General features: G+C 61.4%; 18 protein-coding genes. 9 read left to right on the forward strand and 9 right to left on the reverse strand.

Annotated features, from left to right (window positions below; genetic code table 11):
- The first annotated feature begins 57 nt into the window (after nucleotides 1-57).
- From LC531_RS00255 to LC531_RS00285, 7 genes are all read left to right on the forward strand, one after another.
- Nucleotides 58-1,284, forward strand: a complete 1,227-nt coding sequence (locus tag LC531_RS00255; RefSeq protein ID WP_223648317.1) for a GlmU family protein — start codon at nucleotides 58-60, stop codon at nucleotides 1,282-1,284.
- Between the two features lie 40 nt (nucleotides 1,285-1,324).
- A complete protein-coding gene (locus tag LC531_RS00260; protein ID WP_223648318.1) occupies nucleotides 1,325-1,615 on the forward strand; it encodes a hypothetical protein in 291 nt (96 codons plus the stop codon).
- 3 nt (nucleotides 1,616-1,618) lie between these two features.
- Nucleotides 1,619-2,752 carry a DNA polymerase III subunit gene (locus LC531_RS00265; protein ID WP_223648319.1) on the forward strand — a complete coding sequence of 378 codons (1,134 nt, stop codon included), beginning with the start codon at nucleotides 1,619-1,621 and terminating at the stop codon, nucleotides 2,750-2,752.
- Between the two features lie 20 nt (nucleotides 2,753-2,772).
- On the forward strand, nucleotides 2,773-3,708 hold the full coding sequence (locus tag LC531_RS00270) for a DUF2279 domain-containing protein (RefSeq protein WP_223648320.1): 936 nt from the start codon (nucleotides 2,773-2,775) through the stop codon (nucleotides 3,706-3,708).
- A 94-nt stretch (nucleotides 3,709-3,802) separates the two neighbouring features.
- A complete protein-coding gene (gene hemC / locus LC531_RS00275; protein ID WP_223648321.1) occupies nucleotides 3,803-4,741 on the forward strand; it encodes a hydroxymethylbilane synthase in 939 nt (312 codons plus the stop codon).
- Nucleotides 4,742-4,853: 112 nt separating this feature from the next.
- Nucleotides 4,854-5,444 carry a peptidylprolyl isomerase gene (locus LC531_RS00280; protein WP_223648322.1) on the forward strand — a complete coding sequence of 197 codons (591 nt, stop codon included), beginning with the start codon at nucleotides 4,854-4,856 and terminating at the stop codon, nucleotides 5,442-5,444.
- A gap of 3 nt (nucleotides 5,445-5,447) precedes the next feature.
- Nucleotides 5,448-6,359, forward strand: coding sequence for an SDR family oxidoreductase (locus tag LC531_RS00285; protein ID WP_223648323.1), 912 nt, complete (start codon nucleotides 5,448-5,450; stop codon nucleotides 6,357-6,359).
- A gap of 199 nt (nucleotides 6,360-6,558) precedes the next feature.
- Here the strand turns inward: LC531_RS00285 and LC531_RS00290 are convergent, their stop codons facing one another.
- The 5 genes from LC531_RS00290 to LC531_RS00310 form a co-directional block, all read right to left on the reverse strand.
- Nucleotides 6,559-6,762 (reverse strand): hypothetical protein, encoded by a 204-nt coding sequence (locus tag LC531_RS00290; protein ID WP_223648324.1) that lies wholly within the window; start codon nucleotides 6,760-6,762, stop codon nucleotides 6,559-6,561.
- A 308-nt stretch (nucleotides 6,763-7,070) separates the two neighbouring features.
- Nucleotides 7,071-8,075, reverse strand: a complete 1,005-nt coding sequence (locus LC531_RS00295) for an ABC transporter permease (protein WP_223648325.1) — start codon at nucleotides 8,073-8,075, stop codon at nucleotides 7,071-7,073.
- Nucleotides 8,072-9,121: an ABC transporter permease subunit gene (locus LC531_RS00300; RefSeq protein WP_223648326.1), complete on the reverse strand. Its 1,050-nt coding sequence runs from the start codon at nucleotides 9,119-9,121 to the stop codon at nucleotides 8,072-8,074. Before LC531_RS00300 ends, LC531_RS00295 begins: the two co-directional genes overlap by 4 nt.
- A 3-nt stretch (nucleotides 9,122-9,124) precedes the next feature.
- Nucleotides 9,125-10,876 carry an ABC transporter substrate-binding protein gene (locus LC531_RS00305; protein ID WP_223648327.1) on the reverse strand — a complete coding sequence of 584 codons (1,752 nt, stop codon included), beginning with the start codon at nucleotides 10,874-10,876 and terminating at the stop codon, nucleotides 9,125-9,127.
- Between the two features lie 114 nt (nucleotides 10,877-10,990).
- The gene (locus tag LC531_RS00310; RefSeq protein WP_223648328.1) at nucleotides 10,991-11,275 is read right to left on the reverse strand and encodes a hypothetical protein; all 285 of its coding nucleotides are present in this window, start codon (nucleotides 11,273-11,275) and stop codon (nucleotides 10,991-10,993) included.
- A gap of 928 nt (nucleotides 11,276-12,203) precedes the next feature.
- Between LC531_RS00310 and LC531_RS00315 the strand changes: the two genes are divergently transcribed.
- A complete protein-coding gene (locus LC531_RS00315; RefSeq protein ID WP_223648329.1) occupies nucleotides 12,204-13,142 on the forward strand; it encodes a hypothetical protein in 939 nt (312 codons plus the stop codon).
- A gap of 6 nt (nucleotides 13,143-13,148) precedes the next feature.
- On the opposite strand, the gene LC531_RS00320 is transcribed toward LC531_RS00315, so the two are convergent.
- The 3 genes from LC531_RS00320 to LC531_RS00330 form a co-directional block, all read right to left on the reverse strand.
- The gene (locus tag LC531_RS00320) at nucleotides 13,149-13,805 is read right to left on the reverse strand and encodes a PKD domain-containing protein (RefSeq protein ID WP_223648330.1); all 657 of its coding nucleotides are present in this window, start codon (nucleotides 13,803-13,805) and stop codon (nucleotides 13,149-13,151) included.
- A 47-nt stretch (nucleotides 13,806-13,852) separates the two neighbouring features.
- The gene (locus tag LC531_RS00325) at nucleotides 13,853-14,602 is read right to left on the reverse strand and encodes a LytR/AlgR family response regulator transcription factor (protein ID WP_223648331.1); all 750 of its coding nucleotides are present in this window, start codon (nucleotides 14,600-14,602) and stop codon (nucleotides 13,853-13,855) included.
- A gap of 125 nt (nucleotides 14,603-14,727) precedes the next feature.
- A complete protein-coding gene (locus tag LC531_RS00330) occupies nucleotides 14,728-18,210 on the reverse strand; it encodes a hybrid sensor histidine kinase/response regulator (RefSeq protein WP_223648332.1) in 3,483 nt (1,160 codons plus the stop codon).
- A 287-nt stretch (nucleotides 18,211-18,497) separates the two neighbouring features.
- Between LC531_RS00330 and LC531_RS00335 the strand changes: the two genes are divergently transcribed.
- Nucleotides 18,498-18,899 (forward strand): BrxA/BrxB family bacilliredoxin, encoded by a 402-nt coding sequence (locus tag LC531_RS00335; RefSeq protein WP_269808149.1) that lies wholly within the window; start codon nucleotides 18,498-18,500, stop codon nucleotides 18,897-18,899.
- A gap of 201 nt (nucleotides 18,900-19,100) precedes the next feature.
- On the opposite strand, the gene recQ is transcribed toward LC531_RS00335, so the two are convergent.
- Nucleotides 19,101-21,311, reverse strand: a complete 2,211-nt coding sequence (gene recQ / locus LC531_RS00340; protein WP_223648334.1) for a DNA helicase RecQ — start codon at nucleotides 21,309-21,311, stop codon at nucleotides 19,101-19,103.
- Nucleotides 21,312-21,464 lie beyond the last annotated feature (153 nt).

The following is a 21,464-nucleotide window of genomic DNA, read 5'->3' on the forward strand; positions in this document are numbered from 1 at the left end:
AGCCGACAGCTAAGGGCCGCATCAAGGCCATCACCAAAAGCTAACAGCTCAAAAAAAATGCACTTACTCGTATTCGATGACCCGGCCATTCGGCCGCACCTGCTGCCGCTCACGTTTACGCGGCCGGTGGGGGCGCTGCGCTGCGGCATCCTCACCATTGCCGAGAAGTGGCAGCGCCGGCTGGGTGCGCCTACGGTGGGCTACCTCACCGAGCGCTATTTGCAGGCCAAGTTTCCGGTGTGCGCCGATGGGGCCGTGACTGGCCCGGCGCTGGTCGTGAACGGTGCGGTGTGCCCCGATGACCTGCTGGCGCGCCAGGTGCTGACCCTACCCCCCGGCACCGGCCTCTACTGCGGCGACCTGCTGGTGGCCGCCTACCTCGCCGACGCCAGTCAGGTGGCCGAGTTAATCCAGGACGGCCTCACCAGCCAGCGTGAAGTAGCTGAGCCGGTAACCGTCATTGACCGGCCGTGGCAGCTGTTTCTGCGCAACGGCGCGGAGATTCGGCGCGATTTTGCGCTGCTCACGGCCGGGCGCACTTCGCAGCCGGTAGGCGACGCGCATACCATTGTGTACGGTGCGGAAAATATCTTTATTGAGGAGGGCGTGAAGATTCGGGCCGCCATTCTCAACGCCGAGGACGGCCCTATCTACCTGGGCAAGAACTCGCAGGTGCACGAAGGGGCCATTATTAAGGGGCCGCTGGCCTTGTGCGAGGGCAGCCACGTAAATGCCGGGGCCAAGCTGCGCGGCGACAACACCATCGGCCCGTTCTCCAAAGTCGGCGGCGAAGTGGGCAACAGTATCTTGCTGGGCTACAGCAACAAAGGCCACGATGGTTACCTCGGCAACTCGGTGCTGGGCGAGTGGTGCAACCTGGGGGCCGATACCAACACGAGCAACCTCAAAAACAACTACGCCCCCGTGAAGGTATGGAGCCACGCCGCCCACCGCTTCGTGGATACCGGCCAGACTTTCTGCGGCCTGCTCATGGGCGACCACAGCAAGGCCGGCATCAACACCATGTTCAACACCGGCACCGTGGTGGGGGTAGGGGCCAATGTGTTCGGGGCCGGCTTCCCGCGTCCCTTCATCCCGAGCTTCAGCTGGGGCGGCCCTTCGGGCTTTGAAACCTTTAAGCTCCATAAGTTTGCCGAGGTAGCCGAGCGCGTGATGAGCCGGCGCGGCCTGGCGTATGACGCGGTGGAGCAGGGGATTGTGGAGGAGGTTTTCCGGCAAACGGCGGCGGATAGGGTTTGGGAGAAAGTGCCGGATAAAGCCTAGTTACTATCTTCACCTATCAGCTTCTTAACGACCTCACTCAATGCAGACGACCACGCCTAAACTAGATGCAATGGCCTACCTGCTCGGCGGGGTTGGGCTGCTGGCCATTTCAATTTTGCCGGTAATAGCTTTGGCTGCCTCGGAAGTGCAGCTGGTGGCTAAGCTGATAGCCGTTGGATATTGGCTGCTGGGCGGCCTATTGTTATGGTGGGCCGTGCGGCGCTTCGCGGGATTGGGCGAGCGGCTGGCGGCGGTAGTTGGGATAGTAATCGGCTGGTACATCGTACTTCAGATAGTAATAATGCTGGAAACAATGTTTTTCAGATTTTAAGCGTTGCAGTTCCAAGACATCCCCAACCAAACAGCCCTCAAGGACGTGTTGCGCCAGTCGGTGCAACGTGGGCATGTGGCGCACGCCCAATTATTTCGCGGGGCGGAGGGCTCGGCGGCCCTACCCCTGGCCCTGGCCTACGCGCAGTACCTCAACTGCGAGGGCCGCGCCGCCGACGCCGCCGATAGCTGCGGCCACTGCCCGGCCTGCCTGAAAATCAGCAAGCTGGCGCATCCCGACCTCAACTTTATTCTGCCCACCACCACGACCAAGGCCGTGCCCAAGGATACCACCAGCGGCCGGTTTATGGCCGAGTGGCGCACCTTTCTGGCCGAAAGCCCTTACCAGGGCTTCAACGACTGGATGCAGCACATCGGGGCCGAAAACAAGCAGGGTAGCATCTCGAAGGAAGAAGCCGGGCAGCTGCTCAAGCTGGTCAGCCTCAAGGCGTTCGAGGCGAAGTTTAAAATCGTCATCATCTGGCTGCCCGAGCTGATGCACCCGGCCGCCGCCAACGCCGTGCTCAAGCTGCTGGAAGAGCCTCCCCCCGCCACCGTGTTTTTGCTGGTCAGCAACGAGCCCGAGCGGCTGCTACCTACTATTATCAGCCGGGTGCAGCCGGTGGTGGTGCGCCCGCTGGCCGAAGACGACATCGCTGCCTACCTCACCGCCCGCTACCAGGTACCCGAAGCCAAGGCCCGGCAGGTGGCGCAGCTGGCCGAGGGCAACCTAGGCGCGGCCATCGCCAGCCGCGAGCAGAGCGCCGACCACGACTACGCCGAGTTTTTCATGAAGTGGATGCGTAAGTGCTACTCCTTGAGAATAAGCGAGGTGTTAAGCCTGGCCGACGAGTTTCAGAAAATGGGCCGCGAAAACCAGAAGGAGCAGCTCAGTTTCTCGCTGGTGCTGCTGCGCAAGGTGCTGCTCTTCGGCATCGACCCCGCGCTGGTGCCGCACCTACCGGCCGGCGAGCAGCAGTTCGTGCTGGGTTTCAGTAAGTTCGTGACGACTCGGAATGCCGACCAACTCACCGAAGAGCTGAACACGGCCCACTACCACATCGAGCGCAACGCCAACCCCCGCATGGTTTTCGTAGATGCCTCCCTACGCCTGGGCCAGCAGCTGAAGCAGGGGTAGGGGACCTCTACCTTTATACTATGCGCCGCCTGCTTGCCTTGCTTCTCCTTCTGCCCCTGCTGCTGCACACGGCGCGGGCGCAAGCGCCGCCGCCCCTACCCCCCGACTCGACCCCGGACATGGGCATTCACCAAGGCCGGTTTATTGGTGTGGTGGCGGGTACGGCAGTCGTATATGCGCTGACTTCCTACTTCTTAGGCAAAACCTGGTACACCAAGCGGGTGCCATTTCATACCTTCAACGACAACGGCGAGTGGCTGCAAATGGACAAGGTGGGCCACGCCACTACGGCCTACGCCATCAGCCAGGGCGAGTACCAGCTTTTCCGCTGGAGCGGGGTTAATGAGCGGGCCAGCATCCTCACGGGCGGGCTCATTTCCTTGCTCTACCAGACTACTATTGAGCTATTTGACGGCCGCTCCGAGGGCTGGGGCTTCTCGAAGGGCGACATGGTAGCCAACATCAGTGGCATCGGCTTATTTATGGGCCAGCAGTACGGCTTCGGCGAGCAAAAAGCCAGCCTGCGCTACGGCTGGCGGCAGAGCATCTACCCCGGCTACCGACCTAATTTACTGGGAAAAAGCATTGGTAGCCAGATGCTAAAGGACTACAATGGCCAGCAGTATTGGCTCTCGTTCAACGTGGCATCGGTGCTACCGGTGGGGCCGTCATTCCCACGTTGGCTGAACCTGGATGTGGGCTACGGCGCGAGTGGCATGACCGGCGGCCACGCCAACCCACCCTACTTCGACGCGGCGGGTAAAGAAGTAAAATTCACCCGCTACCGCCAATTTTACCTCGCGCCCGACATCAACCTGGCGCGCCTGCCGGGCCTCAACAATACCGGCCAGCGCTTGCTGGGAGCCGGGCAGTTTTTCAAAATCCCTACCCCATCCATTGAGTACAGTGGGCTGCACGGCGTGCGCTTTCACCCGTTATTTGTGGGGAAAGACTAGGTTACTTCGGGTTTTGAGTTCCGAGTTTCTGGTTTGAATATCAATAAAGAACCCGGAACCCGGAATTAGAAACTCGGAACCAATAAACTGTAAAATGCCCGACCCCATCCGCCTCGCTACCCGCGCCTCGCGCCTCGCCCTCTGGCAAACCGAGCACGTGGCCAGCCTGCTCAACCAAGCCGGCCTACCCACCGAAATCGTGCCCATGCAAACCATCGGCGACAAGGTGCTGGACCGCTCGCTCACCAAAATCGGGGCCAAGGGCGTGTTCACCGAAGAGCTGGAAGAAAGCCTGCGTCGCGGCGAAACCCACCTGGCCATCCACTCGGCCAAAGACGTGCAAAGTACCATCCCGCCCGACCTGGAGTTGCTGGCTTTTCTGGAGCGCGAGCAGGTGAACGACGTGGTTATCAGCTTTCAGGAAGACTTCGACCTGGCCAAGCCGGGCATTATGCTGGGCACCAGCAGCACCCGCCGCCGGGCGCTGCTGCGCCGCTTCTACCCCCTGGCCGGCACCGCCGAGGCCCGCGGTAACCTCCAAACCCGCCTGCGCAAGCTCGAGGAAGGCCAGTACGATGCCCTGGTCCTGGCCTATGCCGGCGTGCACCGCATGGGCTACGACGGCCTCATTCGCCACGTGCTGCCCGCCGACCGCTTCGTGCCGCCCGTGGGCCAGGGCAGCATCGCCGTGGAGAGTTCGCGCTTTTTAGATAATGAGCTGAAAGCGAAGATAAAACAGGCCCTCGACCACCCCGACACCCACCGCTGCCTGCTGGCCGAGCGCGCTTTTTTGCGCACGATGGAAGGTGGGTGCAGCATCCCGTCGTTCGCGTTGGCAACGCTGACTTCTGCCGGCGACGTGCGCCTGCACGGGGGTATTATCAGCCTTAGCGGGGAGGAATACGTGGATTTCACTCAAACTGCTCCTGCTGCGCAGGCCGAAGGCCTGGGCATGGCCGTGGCTGAGCACGTGCTCGGTCAAGGGGGCTCAGCTATCCTGGCTAGTATCCGCGAGCAGCGAGGCGAATTGTGAGGGGTAGGCGGTAAGGGTAGGTGCGCCGTAAGTTTGCCGGTTCTTACTTGATTGTTATAAAATGAATAGCTTACGTTTCAGAAACCAAATCTTTATCCTAGGTTGGCTACTGTTGAGTCTACCCGTCCTGGCTGCAAAAGCGCCGCGCAAAAGCAAGAAGGATGACGTGGTGACCATCAGCACGAGCCTGGGGGATATTAAGCTTATCTTGTTCAGTGACACGCCCTTACACCGGACTAATTTTCTGAAAAAGTCTGAATCGGGCTACTATGACGGCACGACTTTTCACCGGGTCATCCCCGGCTTCATGGTGCAGGGTGGCGACCCGAATAGCAAGGACAATGACCCCATTAACGACGGCCAGGGTCCTGCTCACGAAGCCACGATTCCGGCTGAGCTGGCCGGCCACCGGCACGACTATGGGGCCGTAGCCGCCGCCCGCCAGGCCGATTTCGTGAACCCGCAGCGCGCCAGCAACGCTAGTCAGTTTTACGTGGTGGTGAATAAGCAGGGCGCGCATTCGCTGGATGGGCAATATACCGTGTTTGGCCAAGTAATAAGTGGGCAGGAGGTACTGGATAAAATAGCCGCCCTACCCCGCGATGCCCGCGACCGGCCCCTGGCCGACCTCAAAATGACTATGAAAGTAGAAAGGGTCAAGAAAAAGAAAATCAGTGAGTTGTACGGTTATTCGTATCAGTAGCGCATGAAAATTTTGCTAACCGGCTCCAATGGTCTGCTGGGCCAGAAGCTCGTGGCCCTGCTGCACGAGATGCCCGACGTGGAAGTAGTAGCCACGGCTCGCGGCGACAACCGCTTGGCCGGGTGCTACCCCCGTCTGCGCTTCGTACCCCTCGACGTGACGGATGCTGCTCAGGTGCAGCAGGTGCTGGCCCAGGAGCGCCCGACGCAGCTCCTCCACACCGCTGCCATGACCCAGGTGGACGAGTGCGAACTGAACCAGGAAGCCTGCTGGACTCAGAATGTGACGGCCGTGGAGTACCTGGCTGCCGCCTGCGCCCGCCTCGATATTCACCTTACGCACCTCAGCACCGATTTCATTTTCAACGGCCAGCAAAGCCTGCTGGCCGAAGACGCTACCCCCGACCCGTTAAGCCACTACGGCCGCAGTAAGTTGGCCGCCGAGCGCGCCGTGCAAGGCACACCTGGCCTGCGCTGGGCCATCGCCCGCACGGTGCTCGTGTATGGCACACTCACGGCCGGCAGCCGCAGCAATCTCGTGCTGTGGGTGCGCGAATCGCTCAGTAAGAATCAGGCTATCAAGGTAGTAGATGACCAGTGGCGCACGCCTACCTTGGCCGAGGACCTGGCCCTGGGCTGCTGGCTGCTGGCCCGGCAGTCGGCCCAGGGCATCTACCACCTCGGTGGCCCCGAACTGCTGACGCCCTACGAGATGGCCCGGCAAGTGGCCGCCTACTTCCAGCTCGATGCCACGCTGCTAGAGCGGGTAGATAGCCGCACCTTCACGCAGCCCGCCCGCCGGCCGCCGCGCACTGGCTTCTGTATCGACAAGGCAGTGCGCGACCTGGGCTACGCGCCCCGCACCTTCGCCGAAGGTATTGCCCTGCTGGCGCAGCAAACCGCCGCCGCAGACTAGCAGCCCGCACAAAAAAAAGCCCATTGGCAGTGCCAACGGGCTTTTCAGCTATAAGCCTTCCGCTTCTAAAAAAATACTTGGGATGCGATAAATGGAAATTGATAAAAGGACTAATGGGATTAAAATAACTTAAGTGAGTTGCTTAATAGTAAGGGTAATAAATTCGTGATGCACGGCCCACCCAGTAGGGTAGAACTATTTAAAGCTGCTCTGGCCACTCACCGATTAACAGGCCACCGATGAGCATCGCGGTGCGTTGGCGCAAAGCCGCTTCGCCCAGAGCGCGCGGCACCAGACGGCCATCTAGGGTTGTGAAATCGCGGCCGGCGGCCAGCGAGGAATATTCGGTGGGCAACGACCCCGAACGTGCGAAATCCTGACGGGATGAATAAGTGGCTTTCATGGGGTAGGCGGCAGATAAAGGGACTAAATAGGGGGACACGAAGTAGCTGTAGGTGATAATTCGTTACAATGTTAAGGTTGACCTCGCCCAATTAAAAGGACATAAGTTCTTCTTTTGTGACATCGCAAAAAAGCTATTTGACCTAGAATAATTATAAATTATAAAAAAATAAGTCAAAAATAATAATCGTACAAAATGAAAATTCAGCTTATTTATTTGATAAAAAGAGCCTTACGATTTTGTTAAAAAAATTATTGCTGACTGGTAAGACGCCTGTTTGTGACAAATACTCCTGCAAAGCAAATGCCTTAGGTGTTCTTCGGGTAGCTCGTAATCGGAGTGGCAAGGCTGCGGCCCAATTGCTGCAGAGCCAGCAACGTGCAAAACAGGGCCAGGCCGGGGCCTAGCGCTACCCACCAGGCCGCTGGGTCCTGGCGCACGGTGGTGAGTTGGCTACCCCAGCTCACCACGTCCGGCGACTGGCCGATACCGAGGAAAGCCAGGGTATTCTCCAAGCCCACCAGCCCTGCTAGAGTAAGAGGTGCGAAGGCGTAGAGCGGCTGGCAAGCGTGCGGCATGGCATGGCGCAGCCACACGCGCCAGCCCGGCAGCCCACTAGCCCGCGCCGCCTCCAGAAATGGCAGCACCCGGACGCGCAGCATCTGGGCGCGCACGAGGCGCGCAGTCTCGGGCCAGGCTACTAGTGCCAGCAGGCCCAGCAGCAATGGCGCGCTCAGGGGCGGCCCCGCGGCCAGCGCGGCCAGCAGTATTAGGCGGGGCACGGCCCCCAGCATGGCCGTGGCTCCCAGCACCAGGCCGTCGAGCGGTAGAGCGAATGTGCGTCCGCCTGCCCTACCCCCCGGCCTGTGCCTAGGCAGGCTGCCCAGCGTTAGGGCCAGGGCTCCTACCCCAAAAGCCAGCGTCAGCCCCGGCCGGGTGGGTAGGGCGAGCTGCCACCAGGCCAGCCCCAGCAGCCAGGGTAGCACCGCCAGGGGTAACCGCAGCCGGCTGTTGCCCCAGAAACCGGCTGCTCCGCCGGCTGCCGCACCCAGCGCAGTAGCCAGGCCCACGGCGGGCAGGCTCAGCCGTACCAGCTGCCGCGCGCCCGCTACCAGTCCGGCCAGCACGTCGCGCCCCAGGGGGTCGGTGCCCAGGTAGTGCAGCGCGCTGGGCGGCGTGGATATGTGCAGCAGGTCGGGGGTAGCGGCGGGGTAGGGCAAAGGAAGCCACGGGGCCAGTAGCCCGGCGACGATAATCAGCCCTAGCCAACTAAGGGCCAGCCAGTAGGCTAAAGGACGGCGGCGATGCGTCATGCGGTGGGGCGGAGGCGGGGGTCCACCACAAAATACAGCACATCGGCCAGCACCAAGCCCAGCAGCCGTACGGCTGCTACCAGTAGCACGCCACCCACCACCACGGGATAGTCGTGGGTGGCGGCGGCCTCGGCCAGCAGGCGGCCGCTACCCGGCAGCGCAAACACCACTTCGACCACCACGGTGCCGGCCACTAGGGTAGGCAGCAACTCGGTGAGAATAGTGAAGAGGGGTAGGATGGCGTTGGGTAGGGCGTGCTGCCGCAGCACCCGGCGCAGGGGCAGGCCCTTGGCGCGGGCCGTGGTGGCATAGCCCGCGCTCAATTCGTAGCGCAGGGCAGCCGCCAGCGGCAGGGTTAGCTCGGGTAGTACCACCAGCACCAGGCTGAGCAGCGGTAGCACGGCCCGCGCCGCCCAGTAGCCAGCGGCTGCCAGCGGCCCGGCCGCCGGGGCCCGGCCCGCTGCCGGCATCAGGTTGAGCAGGTCGGGATTGGCAAACAGCAGCAGCAGCGCCAGCGACACCAGGAAAACGGGCGTCATTTGCAAGGCTGCCAGTGCGGCGCGCAGGCCGGCGCGCCGCTTGCCCCGCGCCGCGCGCGCCAGGTACAACGCCAGCCCCAGGGCCAAACCAGTAGCCAGCACGGCCGCGCCCCCAGCCAGCGGTACACTCACAATCAGTGCCTGGGCCAGGAGCCGGGTCACGGGCTGACCGTCCCGGTAAGAGGTGCCGAGGCTGCCACGCAGCAGCTGCCCCAGCCAATGGTGGTACTGGTTGTGCGGGCCGTGCCACTGCCACTGGTTGGTGGGGCCGGGTAATCGCGTCCAGTAAAAAACAGGCTCGGCCAAACCCAGGCGCTGTCGGCTGGCTAGTTGGGCAGCGGCTAGCGTCTGGGTCCCGTCGGGAAGGTAGGTCAGGTCGTCGGTTTCACGCAGGGAGAGCTGCTCAGGGCTGACCGGCAGCAGGCGGCTACCCAAAAAGACCAGCGAAGCGATGCCCCAGGCCGCCAGCACCGCGCGCCCCAGCCGGGCCAGCAGCCACCATCTCATCGCTTACGGAGTAGCAGGCGAGTGTGAACCTGTGCTGTCGGCCGCGGCCCAGAAAAGCGCGGTGGCAGCATAGCCCGGCTTCAGACTAGAGATGACAACGTGCCGCAGCCCGCGATTGACAATCAAGTGATTATTTAAAAAGAATAGGGGTAAAATGGGCATTTCATCGCGTAGCAGGGCCTGAAAGCGCCGGAGCAGTACCCGCCGCCGCAGTATGTTACCCTCCGCCGCAATAGCTTCCAGCAGGTGGTCGGTATCCGGCCGGCCAAAGCCCGTAATGTTGCCGCTGCCAATAGCTCGCGAGTGCAGCATAGACTCAAAATTCAGCCCGAATGGATTGCCTTTCACCAAGCGAATGTACAAGTCAAAATCACCGGCCTGGAGTGCCTGGCCCAGCATGGCCGCCTCCATCGGCAGCAGCGTAACCTGAATGCTCAACTGCTCAGCCGCTGCCTTAAACTGAAGCGCCGCGGTGGCAAAGGTCGCTTCGTCGGCCCGGTAGCGCAGGGCCAGCGCCAAAGGCTGCGGATTATTGGGCTGCCGCCACTGGCCGTTGGCTTGGCGCTGCCAGCCCGCCAGGCGCAATAGACTCTGCGCCTGGGTGGGCGCATAAGTCAGTAGAGGCAGGCTATCGTTATAAAATTGACTGGTAGGCGACAATAGGCCCACAGTGCGCCTACCCTCCCCCAGCTGCGTAGCGGCCAACAACCCTACGGGGTCAAAGAGCCGGCTCAGTGCTTGGCGTGTGTACTTATCGCGCAAGGCGGCGTGCTGGGTGTTAAACCCCACCGTGAGCACATCATACGAGGGTGAGGTATAAAATGCCAGCTCGCTACGGGCGGCTTCAGAGGCCCGTAGCCGCTCAAAAACGCGGGCGGGCACGTGCGGGTACACGTCTACCTCTTGCCGCCGTAGCGCCAGCACCGCCGCCGCATCATCGGGTATTATCAAATAGTCGAGCTGCCGGGGCCGCGCCTGCAACACGAAAGGTACGGGGCGCAGCGCATCGGCCCACCAGTGGGCTTTGCGCTGAAACAGCAGGCGGCGGTTGGGCTCCCAAGCTGCTAGCCGGTAAGGGCCGCAGCCGGGCAAGTGGCCGGGGTGCTTAGCCAGGCCCGCTGCCAGGTAACGCCGCACCAGCGCTGCTACTGCCGGGGCGGGCGGCCGCTTCGGTAGCCAGTCTTGCAACACACTCAGCGGAAAGTCGCGCAGTGTGTGCGCTGGGTCCAAAATATCTTCTGGTAAAACTGGAAAGTCGCCCGAAGTTATCTGGTAATCATTGGCCTGCCCCCGGCATACCAGAGTAAAGTGGCGCGGGTCGGCCGGGTCGGCGCGCAGCTGCCGAATAAAACCAAACTGCTCGCGGGCCGACTCGTTGGGCAGGCCGGGGCAATGCATCAGCTTTAGGGTAAACGCCACGTCGGTGGCCAGTACCGGGCGGCCATTGTCCCAGGCGGCGGTGGGCCGCAGGTGATAGTCGAGTTGGGTCAGCGAGTCACCCAGTACCTGCACGCCGGGTAGGCTCTGCGCCAGCGCCGGCGCGTATTCGTTGGTTTGGTAATTTACTTGTAGCAGTCCCAGATGCAGCAAGTAGCTGGCATCAGTGGCATTTTGATTCGGCTGCGTCAGCGGGTCCAGGGTTTCCGGGTCACGAGCCCAGCGGATGCGAACAGCTTCAGTTGACGAAACGCTGGCATCTGGCTGACAGGCACTAACTACTAGCACCAAGCTACTAAGCAAGCTTAGGTATTTCATTGCGCAGCAGTTTTTACATTAAAACTGCTGCCGCAAGTTAGCGCTCAGGTAGAAGAATTACCAGCAACTATCGCCTTGAACTGGCAAAACCAAACTGGTTGGCCTACATCAATATTAGCTTATGTCGTTGCCCCAGCCGCTGCTGCCGATGGCGGCCACGTCGTTGCCCCAGCCGCTGCTGCCGATGGCGGCCACGTCGTTGCCCCAGCCGCTGCTGCCGATGGCGGCCACGTCGTTGCCCCAGCCGCTGCTGCCGATGGCGGCCACGTCGTTGCCCCAGCCGCTGCTGCCGATGGCGGCCACGTCGTTGCCCCAGCCGCTGCTGCCGATAGTATTAGTACCAGCGAGTTGGCCAGCAGTTGCGAGTTGAAGCAGGGCGGCAGCGAGGAAGTAAAACATGAGGTACGAAGAGGTTGGGGTGAATTGTTGTACAAATCTCCTCCCAATTCGTTAGCCTCAAAAGGACAAAAGCTTATTATTTGTGACAATGACAAAAGCCATGATTTTTGTCATTAAATCACGAAAAAATTGGCTTTAGTTAGTATGAAATGATTTTTCTCCAGTGTATAGCTCAGTCTGTTTTGCAAAAAAATGCCCAAATGTGACATCTTAACGTAAAACAAACCGGACCTTTACCATACAAAGGTCTGGTAGAATCTACTTGGTCACAAGGACACTTTGGTCCTTTTTTACCCGTCTATTTCGAATATAATTTTTACAAAGAAAGCCGTTTTTACTACCTAAACGCTGTTTTGTGATGGATGAACTTGCAAATTTAGCCCGGATTGTGACATTGCGACGGACAAATAAGAAGGTGTTACTCGACCTTGAGTCGCCGCAACCAGGCAAAGAAGAGCAACTGATGCAGATAGTAGTTGCGGAGCCGCATTTGACCCTAGCGCAATTGACCAAAAGGATGTACGGCTCTGGCTCAGCGGCTAGCCAGGCTGCTTTGCGTAAGTTGCGAGGCCGGTTACAGGACAGGTTGCTTAACCACTTGCTCTTTCTCGACCATGCTGACTCCCGATTAGTGATTTCCAGGCGCTACGAAATAGAGTGCCTGGATTTATTGCATAAGGTAAGCATTCTGTATTTAGAGGGTGAATATGCATTAACGGAAAAATTATTGCGCCGCTGCCTGAGCTTAGCTGAGCAGGGTGAATTTACTGCTCATGCTGAAGAAGCTGCTTCTCAATTATTGAGGTTATATACTGAGCAACGACAACGTACTAAATATCAGTCTCTTGAAAGAAAAGCTAAGAAGCTACGCGGAGTGTTGGTTAAAGAGCAGGAATCCCAGCAGATTCTAAACAACGTTACCCTAACGATGACCAAGACGGTAGCGGCCCGGCGGGCCATGCTGCCCAAGATGATGGCCTACATCGCGCAGGTCGAGCAGCTGCACAAGCAGGCCGATACATTTGGTACGTTTATCATCCTCTACCGGCTGCGCATCGTGGAAGCCGAATTGACGGGTCACTACCAGACCATTATTCGGCAGACTGCCTTAGCCGATAAGCTGTTGCGGGAAGGTAAGCTTAATGCCCGGCGGTTCGACAACCGCTTCAACCAGTTCATGAGCATCTACGCGCATTTGCGCGGCCGGCAGGCAGCGGCGGGCCTGAAGCTGGCCGACAGGTACGCGCCTGATTTTCACCCTACTTCCAGCAACTGGTTTTATTTTTATGAGCACTACCTGCTGCTGGCCCTGCATGCGAATGAGTATGAGCGCGCCCTGCGCCTACTGTACGTAGTGCACAAAAACCCGTCGTATACCAAGCTGCGGCCATCGGCGCTGGCCCGTTGGGAGTTGATGGGGGCGTATACCGAATTCGTGCAGCCGCCGGAGCGCATCGCGGTGCGCCGCCGCAACCAGCTGGCCGTGTTCGCAGCCCTAAGCGTGCCCGAGTACAGCCGCGACAAGCGGGGCTACAATGTAGCCATTCTCGTGTTTCAGGTGTTGCACTTTTTGCAGCAGAGGATGCTGGAGCCCGTGCTTTCGCGCCTGGAGCGCCTGCGCAAGTACCAGCAGCGCCACCTGCGCGATGCAGCCACGCTTCGCAGCCGCACCTTTTTGCGGCTGCTGATGCTGCTGCCCGAAGCAAATTTTGACCAAGTGCTGCTGGCCCGGCGCGGCAAAGTTTTGCTGGCCAGCCTCCGGCAAGCCCCGCCAGAAGGGGAAGCCGATGCCGAGATTGAGATTATCCCCTACGAAGACCTGTGGGCCCTAACGCTGCGCATTCTGCGCGATGGCGCGCCGGAGTAGCCCCGGCTACAGCTCCACGATAACTTCCTGGCTAACACAGTTGCTGGCCGCGCACGCGCCGGGGCCGTAGCCACGCAGGCTCATGCGCACCGGAAAGCGGCCCGGCTTGCGAAACGTGTGCGCGGCCTGCCGGCCCTGCGCAATGGAGCCATCCCGAAAATCCCAGATGACTACCACCGCCTGGCACTCGGGTAGTACCGAGTCGAGGGCGTCGAAGGCCACCGCCTGGCCCACGCGCACCGTGCGGGTGGGCCCCACGCTGAAGTTGAGTACCGGCTTGCGCAGCAAATCCACGTCGAAGGTTTTTTCGGCGGGCCGCACCTCGCCGGTGGCGGGTACTACCACATCGAGTACCACCTGGTAGCGGTCGCGCTTGGCGTAGCAGTGCGTAACGGTGAGGCCCGTGAGCGTGGTGCCGTCGCCCATATTCCAGCGGTATTCGAGTGGGCCGGCCGCAGCATCTACCGAGCGGGTAGCGTCAAAATCGACGCACAGCTCAGCGGGCTGCACGGGGCCGCAGTTGGCGGCGGCGGGCGGCGCATCTGCCTCGGCCGGCGTGGTTTGGGCGCGCGCCAGGGCGGGTAGCAAGCTCAGGGCCGCCACGGCCGCCACTAGGCCCTGCCGCCAGTTAACTGAAAAAGAGGGGGTAGGGAAAGAACGCACTGGGTAGCGAAAAAAGGTGAGAAAAAGAAGCCAGGTCGCGCGGGCACTTACAGCTTATTAAGGCGCACGAGCAGACCCCGCAAATACGTTTGGCCAACCGGAATATACTTATCCTTGATAAGCAGCGAATTATCTTCCAGGGCCTGCACGAAGTCGATATTGATAATAAAGGAGCGGTGCACCCGCACGAAGCGCTGAGCCGGAAATTTCTCCTCAATGGCGCGCATCGTACTATATACGATGAGCTTGCCGCGCGCCGTAACGAGGTGCACGTAGTCGCCGAGCGCCTCCACATAGTACACATCGGCAAAATCGACGCGCACGAGCTTGTTATCCACCTTCACGAAGGTGAAATCGGGGCTGCCGGCGGGCGGCGCGCCGGGGTCATCGGAGGCCGCGGCGCGCTGGGCATTGATGTTTTCCAACACCTTTTGGGCGGCTTGCAGAAAGCGCGAATAGCTCAGCGGCTTCAGCAGGTAGTCGGCCACGGCAAACTCAAACGCCTGCACCGCATACGATTGGCTGCCGGTGATAAGCACCACCTGCGGTGGCTCGGGCAGGGTGCGCAGCAGGTCGAGGCCCGACATCAGCGGCATTTCCACGTCCAGAAACAGCACGTCGAACGCCTGGGTGCGCAGTATTTCGGCCGCTTCGATAGCGCTGCCGCAAGCGCCCGACGCCTCCAAAAAAGGCGTATTGGCAATGCAATTGCGCACTATCTGCACCGAAAGCGGGTCATCGTCGATGACCAGGCAGCGAAGCGGAGCCGCGTCAAGCTCAGGAGAAGGAGTAGTCATGCTGCAGCTTGAGGGAGAAATAAAACCGGGGGGTAGGCCAGCAAAAATAGGGGCCGCGGGCAAAGCGGCCGCCCCACTCAGCGTAAAAACTGACGGCATGGGCGGGAGGGCCGCGCCTACCCCCCTCAGACCCGCGCTTGCAGCTGCGAATAAAGCTGCCCCAGCTGCTGCCGCACCGTGTGCAGCAGGGGCTCGCAGTAGGGGTAGCCGGGCGTGCGAGCCCCGCGCTCCAGCTCATCGAGCTGGGCGTGCAGGCCCGCTACGCCAAAGTACGCCACCTGCCCCTTAAGCTTGTGGGCGGCGGCGGCCAGGCCGGCCACGTCGTGGGGGCAGGCCGCCACCAGGAGCTGCTCAATGGCCGGGGCTTCCGTCAGGAAGGTATTGATAACCTGCTTAATAAAGTCTTCGTTGCCGCCGGCCAGCTCCTCCAGCTGCTGCCAGTTGGGGTGCAGAGTGGGGGGCGCGGCGGGGGGTAGGGCGGTGGGAGCTAGGCTCATGGCCGGCCCCGTGGCCCGCCCGGCAAAGTGCGCCAGCCGGGCATATAGCACGGCCGGCTCGAAGGGCTTGGCCAGCAGGTCGTTCATGCCGGCGGCCAGGGCCAGGCTGCGGTCTTCGGGCAGCACCGAGGCCGTGAGGCCGATGATGGGCAGCCGGGCCGCGTCGGGAAAATGCCGGCGCAAGGCGCGGGTGGCCTCGTAGCCATCCAGCTCGGGCATCTGCACGTCCATCAATACCAGGTCGAAAGGCTCGGTGGCGGTCACTACTTGCGCCACTGCCAGGCGGCCATTATCGGCGATGGTGACGTGTACGTTCCAATTTTCCAGCGTTTTGCGGGCCACCAGCTGGTTGAGCTGGTTGTCTTCGGCCACCAGCACCCGCAGGGCGGGCTCGAAGGCTGGCAGCGGCCCGGCCACGGCACCGGGCTGCGCCAGCGTAGGGTCGGCCAGGGGGTAGGTTAAGTCAAAATAAAAGGTCGAGCCTACCCCTTCCTCGCTGCGCACGGCCAGCCGGCCGCCGTGCAGCTGCACCAGGTTGCGGGCAATGCTCAGGCCCAGGCCCGTGCCGCCAAACTCGCGGGTAGTGCTGGGATTGGCCTGCGAAAAATCCTCAAAAATGCTCGCCAGCTTATCGCCCGCAATGCCAATACCGGTGTCCTCCACCTCGAAGCGCAGCAGGGCGTGCCCGGCCCCGGCCGGGGGGGTAGGAACGCGGCTCACGCGTAGCGTGACACCACCCTGACGGGTGAATTTCAGCGCGTTGCTGACCAGGTTGACCAGCACTTGCTGCAGGCGTACGGGGTCGCCCAGCACGGCCTCGGGCACGTCGTCGGCCACCAGCACGGCCAGGCGCAGGCCCTTGCTGTCGGCGGCGTAGCGGAAGAGCGTGCGCAGGCCGCGCACCGCCTCGGGCAGCCGGAACGCCACCTGCTCCAGGGTCAGCTTGCCGGCCTCCATTTTGGACGAGTCGAGGATGTCGTTGAGAATCACAAGTAAGTTTTGCGACGACGTGCCGATGGCCGCCAGGTATTCGCGCTGCTCGGGGTTGGTGGGCGTGTGGTGCAGCAGGTTGGTGAGGCCAATAACGGCGTTCATCGGCGTGCGAATTTCGTGGCTCATATTGGCCAGAAACTGGGCCTTGGCCCGGCGGGAGGCTTCGGCCGCGTCGCGGGCTACCCGCAAGTCCCCATTTATCTGCTCGATGGCGTAGTTTTTCTGCCGCAGCTCGCTGGTGCGCTCCTGCACGGTGCTTTCCAGCTGAAGCTTTTGGCGGCGCAAGGCCCGTTCGCGGGCGCGCACTACGGCCACCAGCAGGCCGGCCAGCCCCAGCAGCCCCAGCACCAGCGCGGCCGGCGTGCGCCACCAGGGCGTGGCGATGGTAAACGCGGCGGTGGCCGCCGGGCTCCACGGCGCACCCGGCGCGGCGCGGCGCACTTGTGCTTCCAGCACGTAGCGGCCCGGCCCCAGGCCCACAAACTGCGCCTCGGCGGCCGGGCTGGGGCGGCTCCACTCGTCGGCCAAGCCGCGCAGGCGGTAGCGGTACGCCAGGTTTCCGGCCCCCTCCGCCCCCAGGCTGATGCCCGCCAGCGCAAAGCTGACGCGGTGCCGGCCGGCCGGCAGCTCGCCGAGGCGGCCGGCCGGCCGGGCTTCGCCGTCCACTTCGGCCCCGCTGAGGGCTAGGCCGGGGGTAGGCGCGCGGCCCGGCTGCCAGCGCGCCAGCAGGCCCAGGTCAAGGCGCAGCACGCCGGCGCGAGTGGGCAGCCAGGCCAGCGGGCGGGGGCCGGCCGTCAGCGTAGCGGGGGGTAGGGTGGCGCGCACCAGCGGGTCGTCGGGCGCGGTGAGGGGGGTAGGGCAGTGATTTATGTCCAACAAACTCAGGCCCTGCGGATGCACCAGCACTAGTGCGCCGGCCAGCGGCGGGGGCAGCGGCAGCAGGCCGGTAAAGTAGTCGTCGGGCAGCGTGCCCTCAGCTTTAGTCAGGTGCTGCCAGGGTCGGTTCCTGGGTTTAAAAAACAAGCCCTGTCCTTCGGTGCCCACCCAAATAGTGCCGGCCGCATCCTCCGCTAAGGCGCTGGCATCGAGGCCCACGGGCGTCAGTTTTTCGTACCGAAAGCGGCGCGGCTCCGGCTCCCACACGGCCAGCCCCGAGTTGTGCGTGCCCACCCACACGCGGCCGGTATGGTCGGCCAACAGGGCGTAGATACTGTTGTGCAGCAGGCCAGTAGCCGTCGTAAAATGCTGCGCGGCGGGCGCAGGGTTGGCAGTCGTTTTAGGGGGTAATACATATACGCCATCGGCCTCCGTGCCCACCCACAAGCCCGAGCCGGGCGCGTAGGCCAGGGCCGTTATGGCCGAGCCAAGGCTAGGCGGCAGTCCCGGCACCGGCCGCGCCGCGCTCAGCCCCACAATAACTTGCACGGCATCCCCCGTTCCTATCCAAAGCCCGCCGCCCAGCGCCGCTGGCCGGGCCAGCGCTACCCCCCGGCGAGCGCCCGGCGGCGCGCTGGCCAGGGGCCACAGGCTCAGGTAGCGGTCGGCATGCTGCCAAAGGCCCTGGCCGGCGGTGCCGAGCCAGGCGTTGCCCTCGCGGTCTTCGAGCAGGCAGGTGGGCACTACGTCGGGGGGTAGGGCCAAGTGGAAGTGCCGTAAGTACGCCCCGAGGCGGGCGGTATCGGGGACGGCCGGCCCCGGCTGGCTGGCTGGCCCGCCCCGCAGCCCGGCCGGCGCGGGCCGGAAAGGCTGGTCGGGGGCCGGCCGCACCGAGCGGCCGCCCTGGTTGTGCGCCACCCACAGCGCGCCGGTGGCGGGGTCTTGCCAGAGGCCGGTCACGAAGTCTTCGGCCAGCCCATCGCGGGTAGTAAGCGTCACGAACTGCTGGCCGTCGTAGCGCACCAAGCCTTCGGCGGTGCCCAGCCAGAGATAACCCTGCTGGTCTTGGAGCAGGCAGTATATAAAAGGTTGGCGCAAGCCCTGCGCCGGCCCAAAATGCCGCACGAAAGCTTGTGGCATTCGCGGCCCCGGCCCGGCCACGTCCGCCAACGCCCGCAGGCTCAGCAGCCCCACCACCAGCCAGCGCCACCAGCACTGCTTATTTAACCGCCACGTACTCACGCAAAAAAATTACTGCTAGACTGCTTAAATCGGCTACTTCCCGCAAGTTACCAGTGCGAGCCAGCTTCGGGGAAGTTTTGGCCGACTACAGCCCAACCCTCGCCGGGCACGCTTCTCCAAGCAACGAACAACTTGGTCCCGGCCAAACTAGTACTCAAAGGCTAAACTTTTTAAGACCCTGCCGCCTTATGTTAGGCAGCGCCAATTGCGCCGTAATTTTGTACGTGTCCGGCGGTAGTGCCGCGCACTTCTTTATCTTATTCAAGATGGCTGTTTATCCCGAATACATGGTTGCCCCCATCCGCCAGGACCTGACGGAGGCTGGCTTCGAGCAACTGATGACCCCCGAGGCCGTTGATGCGGCCCTGGCCGGCACTGAAGGCACCGTGCTGGTGGCCGTAAACTCGGTGTGTGGCTGCGCCGCCGCCAAGGCCCGCCCCGCCCTCAAGCTGGCCCTGGCCAGTGCCGACAAAAAGCCCGGCAAGCTGGTTACCGTTTTTGCCGGCATGGAAACCGACGCCGTAGCCCAGATGCGCGCGCATCTGCTGCCCTACCCCCCTTCTTCGCCCTGCATCGGCCTCTTTAAGGATGGCGAGCTGGTGCACATGATTGAGCGATACCACATCGAGGGCTCAGACCTAATGCGTATCGTCAATAATCTGCAAGGCGCATTCGAAGAGTACTGCTAGCCCGCAGATTCAAACGAAGTACGTGGGTATGCCGCTGAAGCGGCTGGCTACGCGGCTTTCGTTGCTATGTCAGCGGTTTGAGCGAGTTTAAGCGAACACTAAGAAGGGCGGCCCTAGGGCCGCCCTTCTTAGTGTTCGCTGCCAGCCAGCCGCTTGAGCGGCGTAGCCGCGTCATCCGTTAAATCTGCTTGAATCTGCGGTTTAGTTGGCCACTTCGCTTAGGAATTTAATGCGCATCAGCCGCACTTCCTCTTCCGTAAAGTCATCCGCCCCCAGCTCACTCATGGCTAGCGCGATATTGTCCGAAGCCGCCGTCATGAAGTAGTCAAAAATCTCGGTCTGCTTGTCTTCATCCACATTTTCGCGGATATAATAGCTAAGGTTCAAGCGGGTGCCGGAGTAGCAGATGTGCTCAATTTCCTCCATCAAATCAGGCATCGTGATGCCCTGGCTGCGGGCGATGCCGGTCAGGTCCATCTTCTTATCAATCTGCTGGATGATGTAAATCTTGAGCTTGGAGCGGTTGACGGTAGACTTGATAATGACGTCGGCGGCCGTCTCAATATCGTTGTCCTCCACGTACTTCTTGATGGCGGCCGCGAAGGGCGCGCCGAACTTCTGCGCCTTGCCCTGGCCTACCCCCGCAATGTGCGTCAACTCGTGTAGCGAGGTAGGGTAGGTAGTGGCCATCTCCTTCAGGCTGGGGTCCTGGAAGAGCACGTAGGGCGGCAGGTTTTTCTGCTTAGCCAGTTGCTTGCGCAGTTCCTTAAGCTGCGTAAACAGCGCCTCATCGTGGCCCGCGGCCTGCTGGATTTTCTCGCCGTCCTCTTCCTCTTGCTTCTCGGCCTCAAAATCGTGGTCTTTGGTCAGCGTCAGGGGGTAGGGATTTTCGATAAAATCAATACCCTTCTCCGTAATACGCACCAGCCCGATGGAGTCGATATCCTTCTCCAGCAGGCTATTGAGCAGGCACTGACGCAGTACTGAAAGCCAATGCTGCATGTCGCCGCTCAGGGCCTTACCCTGGCCATACACCGGCAGGCCGGTGTGGCCGTAGCTCTCGATGTGCGGATTGCTGAGGCCGAGCAGCACCTGAGCCACGTGGTCGAGCCCAAAGCGCGCCTCGGTCTGCACCACGGCGCGCAGGGCCAGGGCCACGTGGGCGGTACCGTCAAATTTCTCTTTCGGGTGGCGGCAGTTGTCGCAAAAGCCGCAGTCCTGGTCCAGCCGCTCGCCGAAATAGTGCAGCAGTTGGCGGCGGCGGCACACGGCGCTTTCCGAGTAGTTCGTCATTTCCAGCAGCAGTTGCCGGGCATTGTCGCGCTCGGTCACGGGCTTGTCCTTGCTGAATTTTTCGAGCTTCAGAATATCGTCGTAGCTGTAGAACATCAGGCAGTTACCCTCCATGCCATCGCGGCCGCCACGGCCAGTTTCCTGGTAGTAGCCCTCAATGCTCTTGGGCGCGTCGTAGTGAATCACGAAGCGCACATCGGGCTTATCGATACCCATGCCGAAGGCAATAGTAGCCACAATCACGTCGCAGTCCTCGTTCAGAAACGCATCCTGATTGTTCATCCGGGTGTGCGGGTCGAGGCCAGCGTGGTAGGGCAGGGCGCGCACGTCGTTCACGCGCAGCAGCTCGGCCACTTCCTCCACCTTCTTGCGGCTCAGGCAATAGATAATGCCCGCTTTGCCCTTGTGGTGCTGCACGTATTGAATGAGTTGCTTCTTGGTGTTACGCTTGGCGCGCACCTCGTAGTAAAGATTGGTGCGGTTGAAGCTGGTTTTGAACACGTTCGCATCATCCATTTGCAGGTTTTTCTGGATGTCGAGCTGCACTTTAGGCGTGGCCGTGGCCGTGAGGGCGATGAGCGGAATCCTACCCCCTAGATTATCAATGATGCCGCGAATCTTGCGGTACTCGGGCCGGAAGTCGTGGCCCCATTCCGAGATGCAGTGCGCCTCGTCGATGGCCACGAACGAGATGCTGGCTTTTTGCAAAAAAGCAATAGTGTCTTCTTTGGTTAGGCTTTCCGGGGCCACGTATAGCAGCCGTACCTCGCCCGAAATCACGTCCTTTCGCACGCGGGTCTGCTCCGTCTTGGTCAGCGTCGAATTGTACACCTGCGCGTTCACGCCGAAGGCCGAAAGCTGGTCCACCTGATTTTTCATCAGGGCAATGAGCGGCGAGATGACGATGGCCGTGCCCGGCAGCACCAAGGCTGGCAGCTGGTAGCACAGGCTTTTGCCCGCTCCCGTGGGCATGATGACAAATGTGTTGTTGCCGGCAATAATATTCTGAATAACAGCTTCTTGGGTGCCTCTAAATTGCCCAAAGCCGAATACTTCCTTAAGCGTGGCTTTTATTTCGGGCTGGAAGGCAACTGGTTCAGCAACGGCGGTCAGGGACATAGACTAGAAAAATAAGGCGGAGCTACGAGCGGAGGTTCTAAGCGAAGATAAGCAAGAAGCGCTTTTTTTGAAAAAAAAGCGTCGTTTACATCAAACATTTCGAAAAAGTTCCGGCTGACCCCCGGCTTCACGATTCAGTAACTTCCTGCGCGC

Source organism: Hymenobacter psoromatis, assembly GCF_020012125.1.
Taxonomy (GTDB): domain Bacteria; phylum Bacteroidota; class Bacteroidia; order Cytophagales; family Hymenobacteraceae; genus Hymenobacter; species Hymenobacter psoromatis.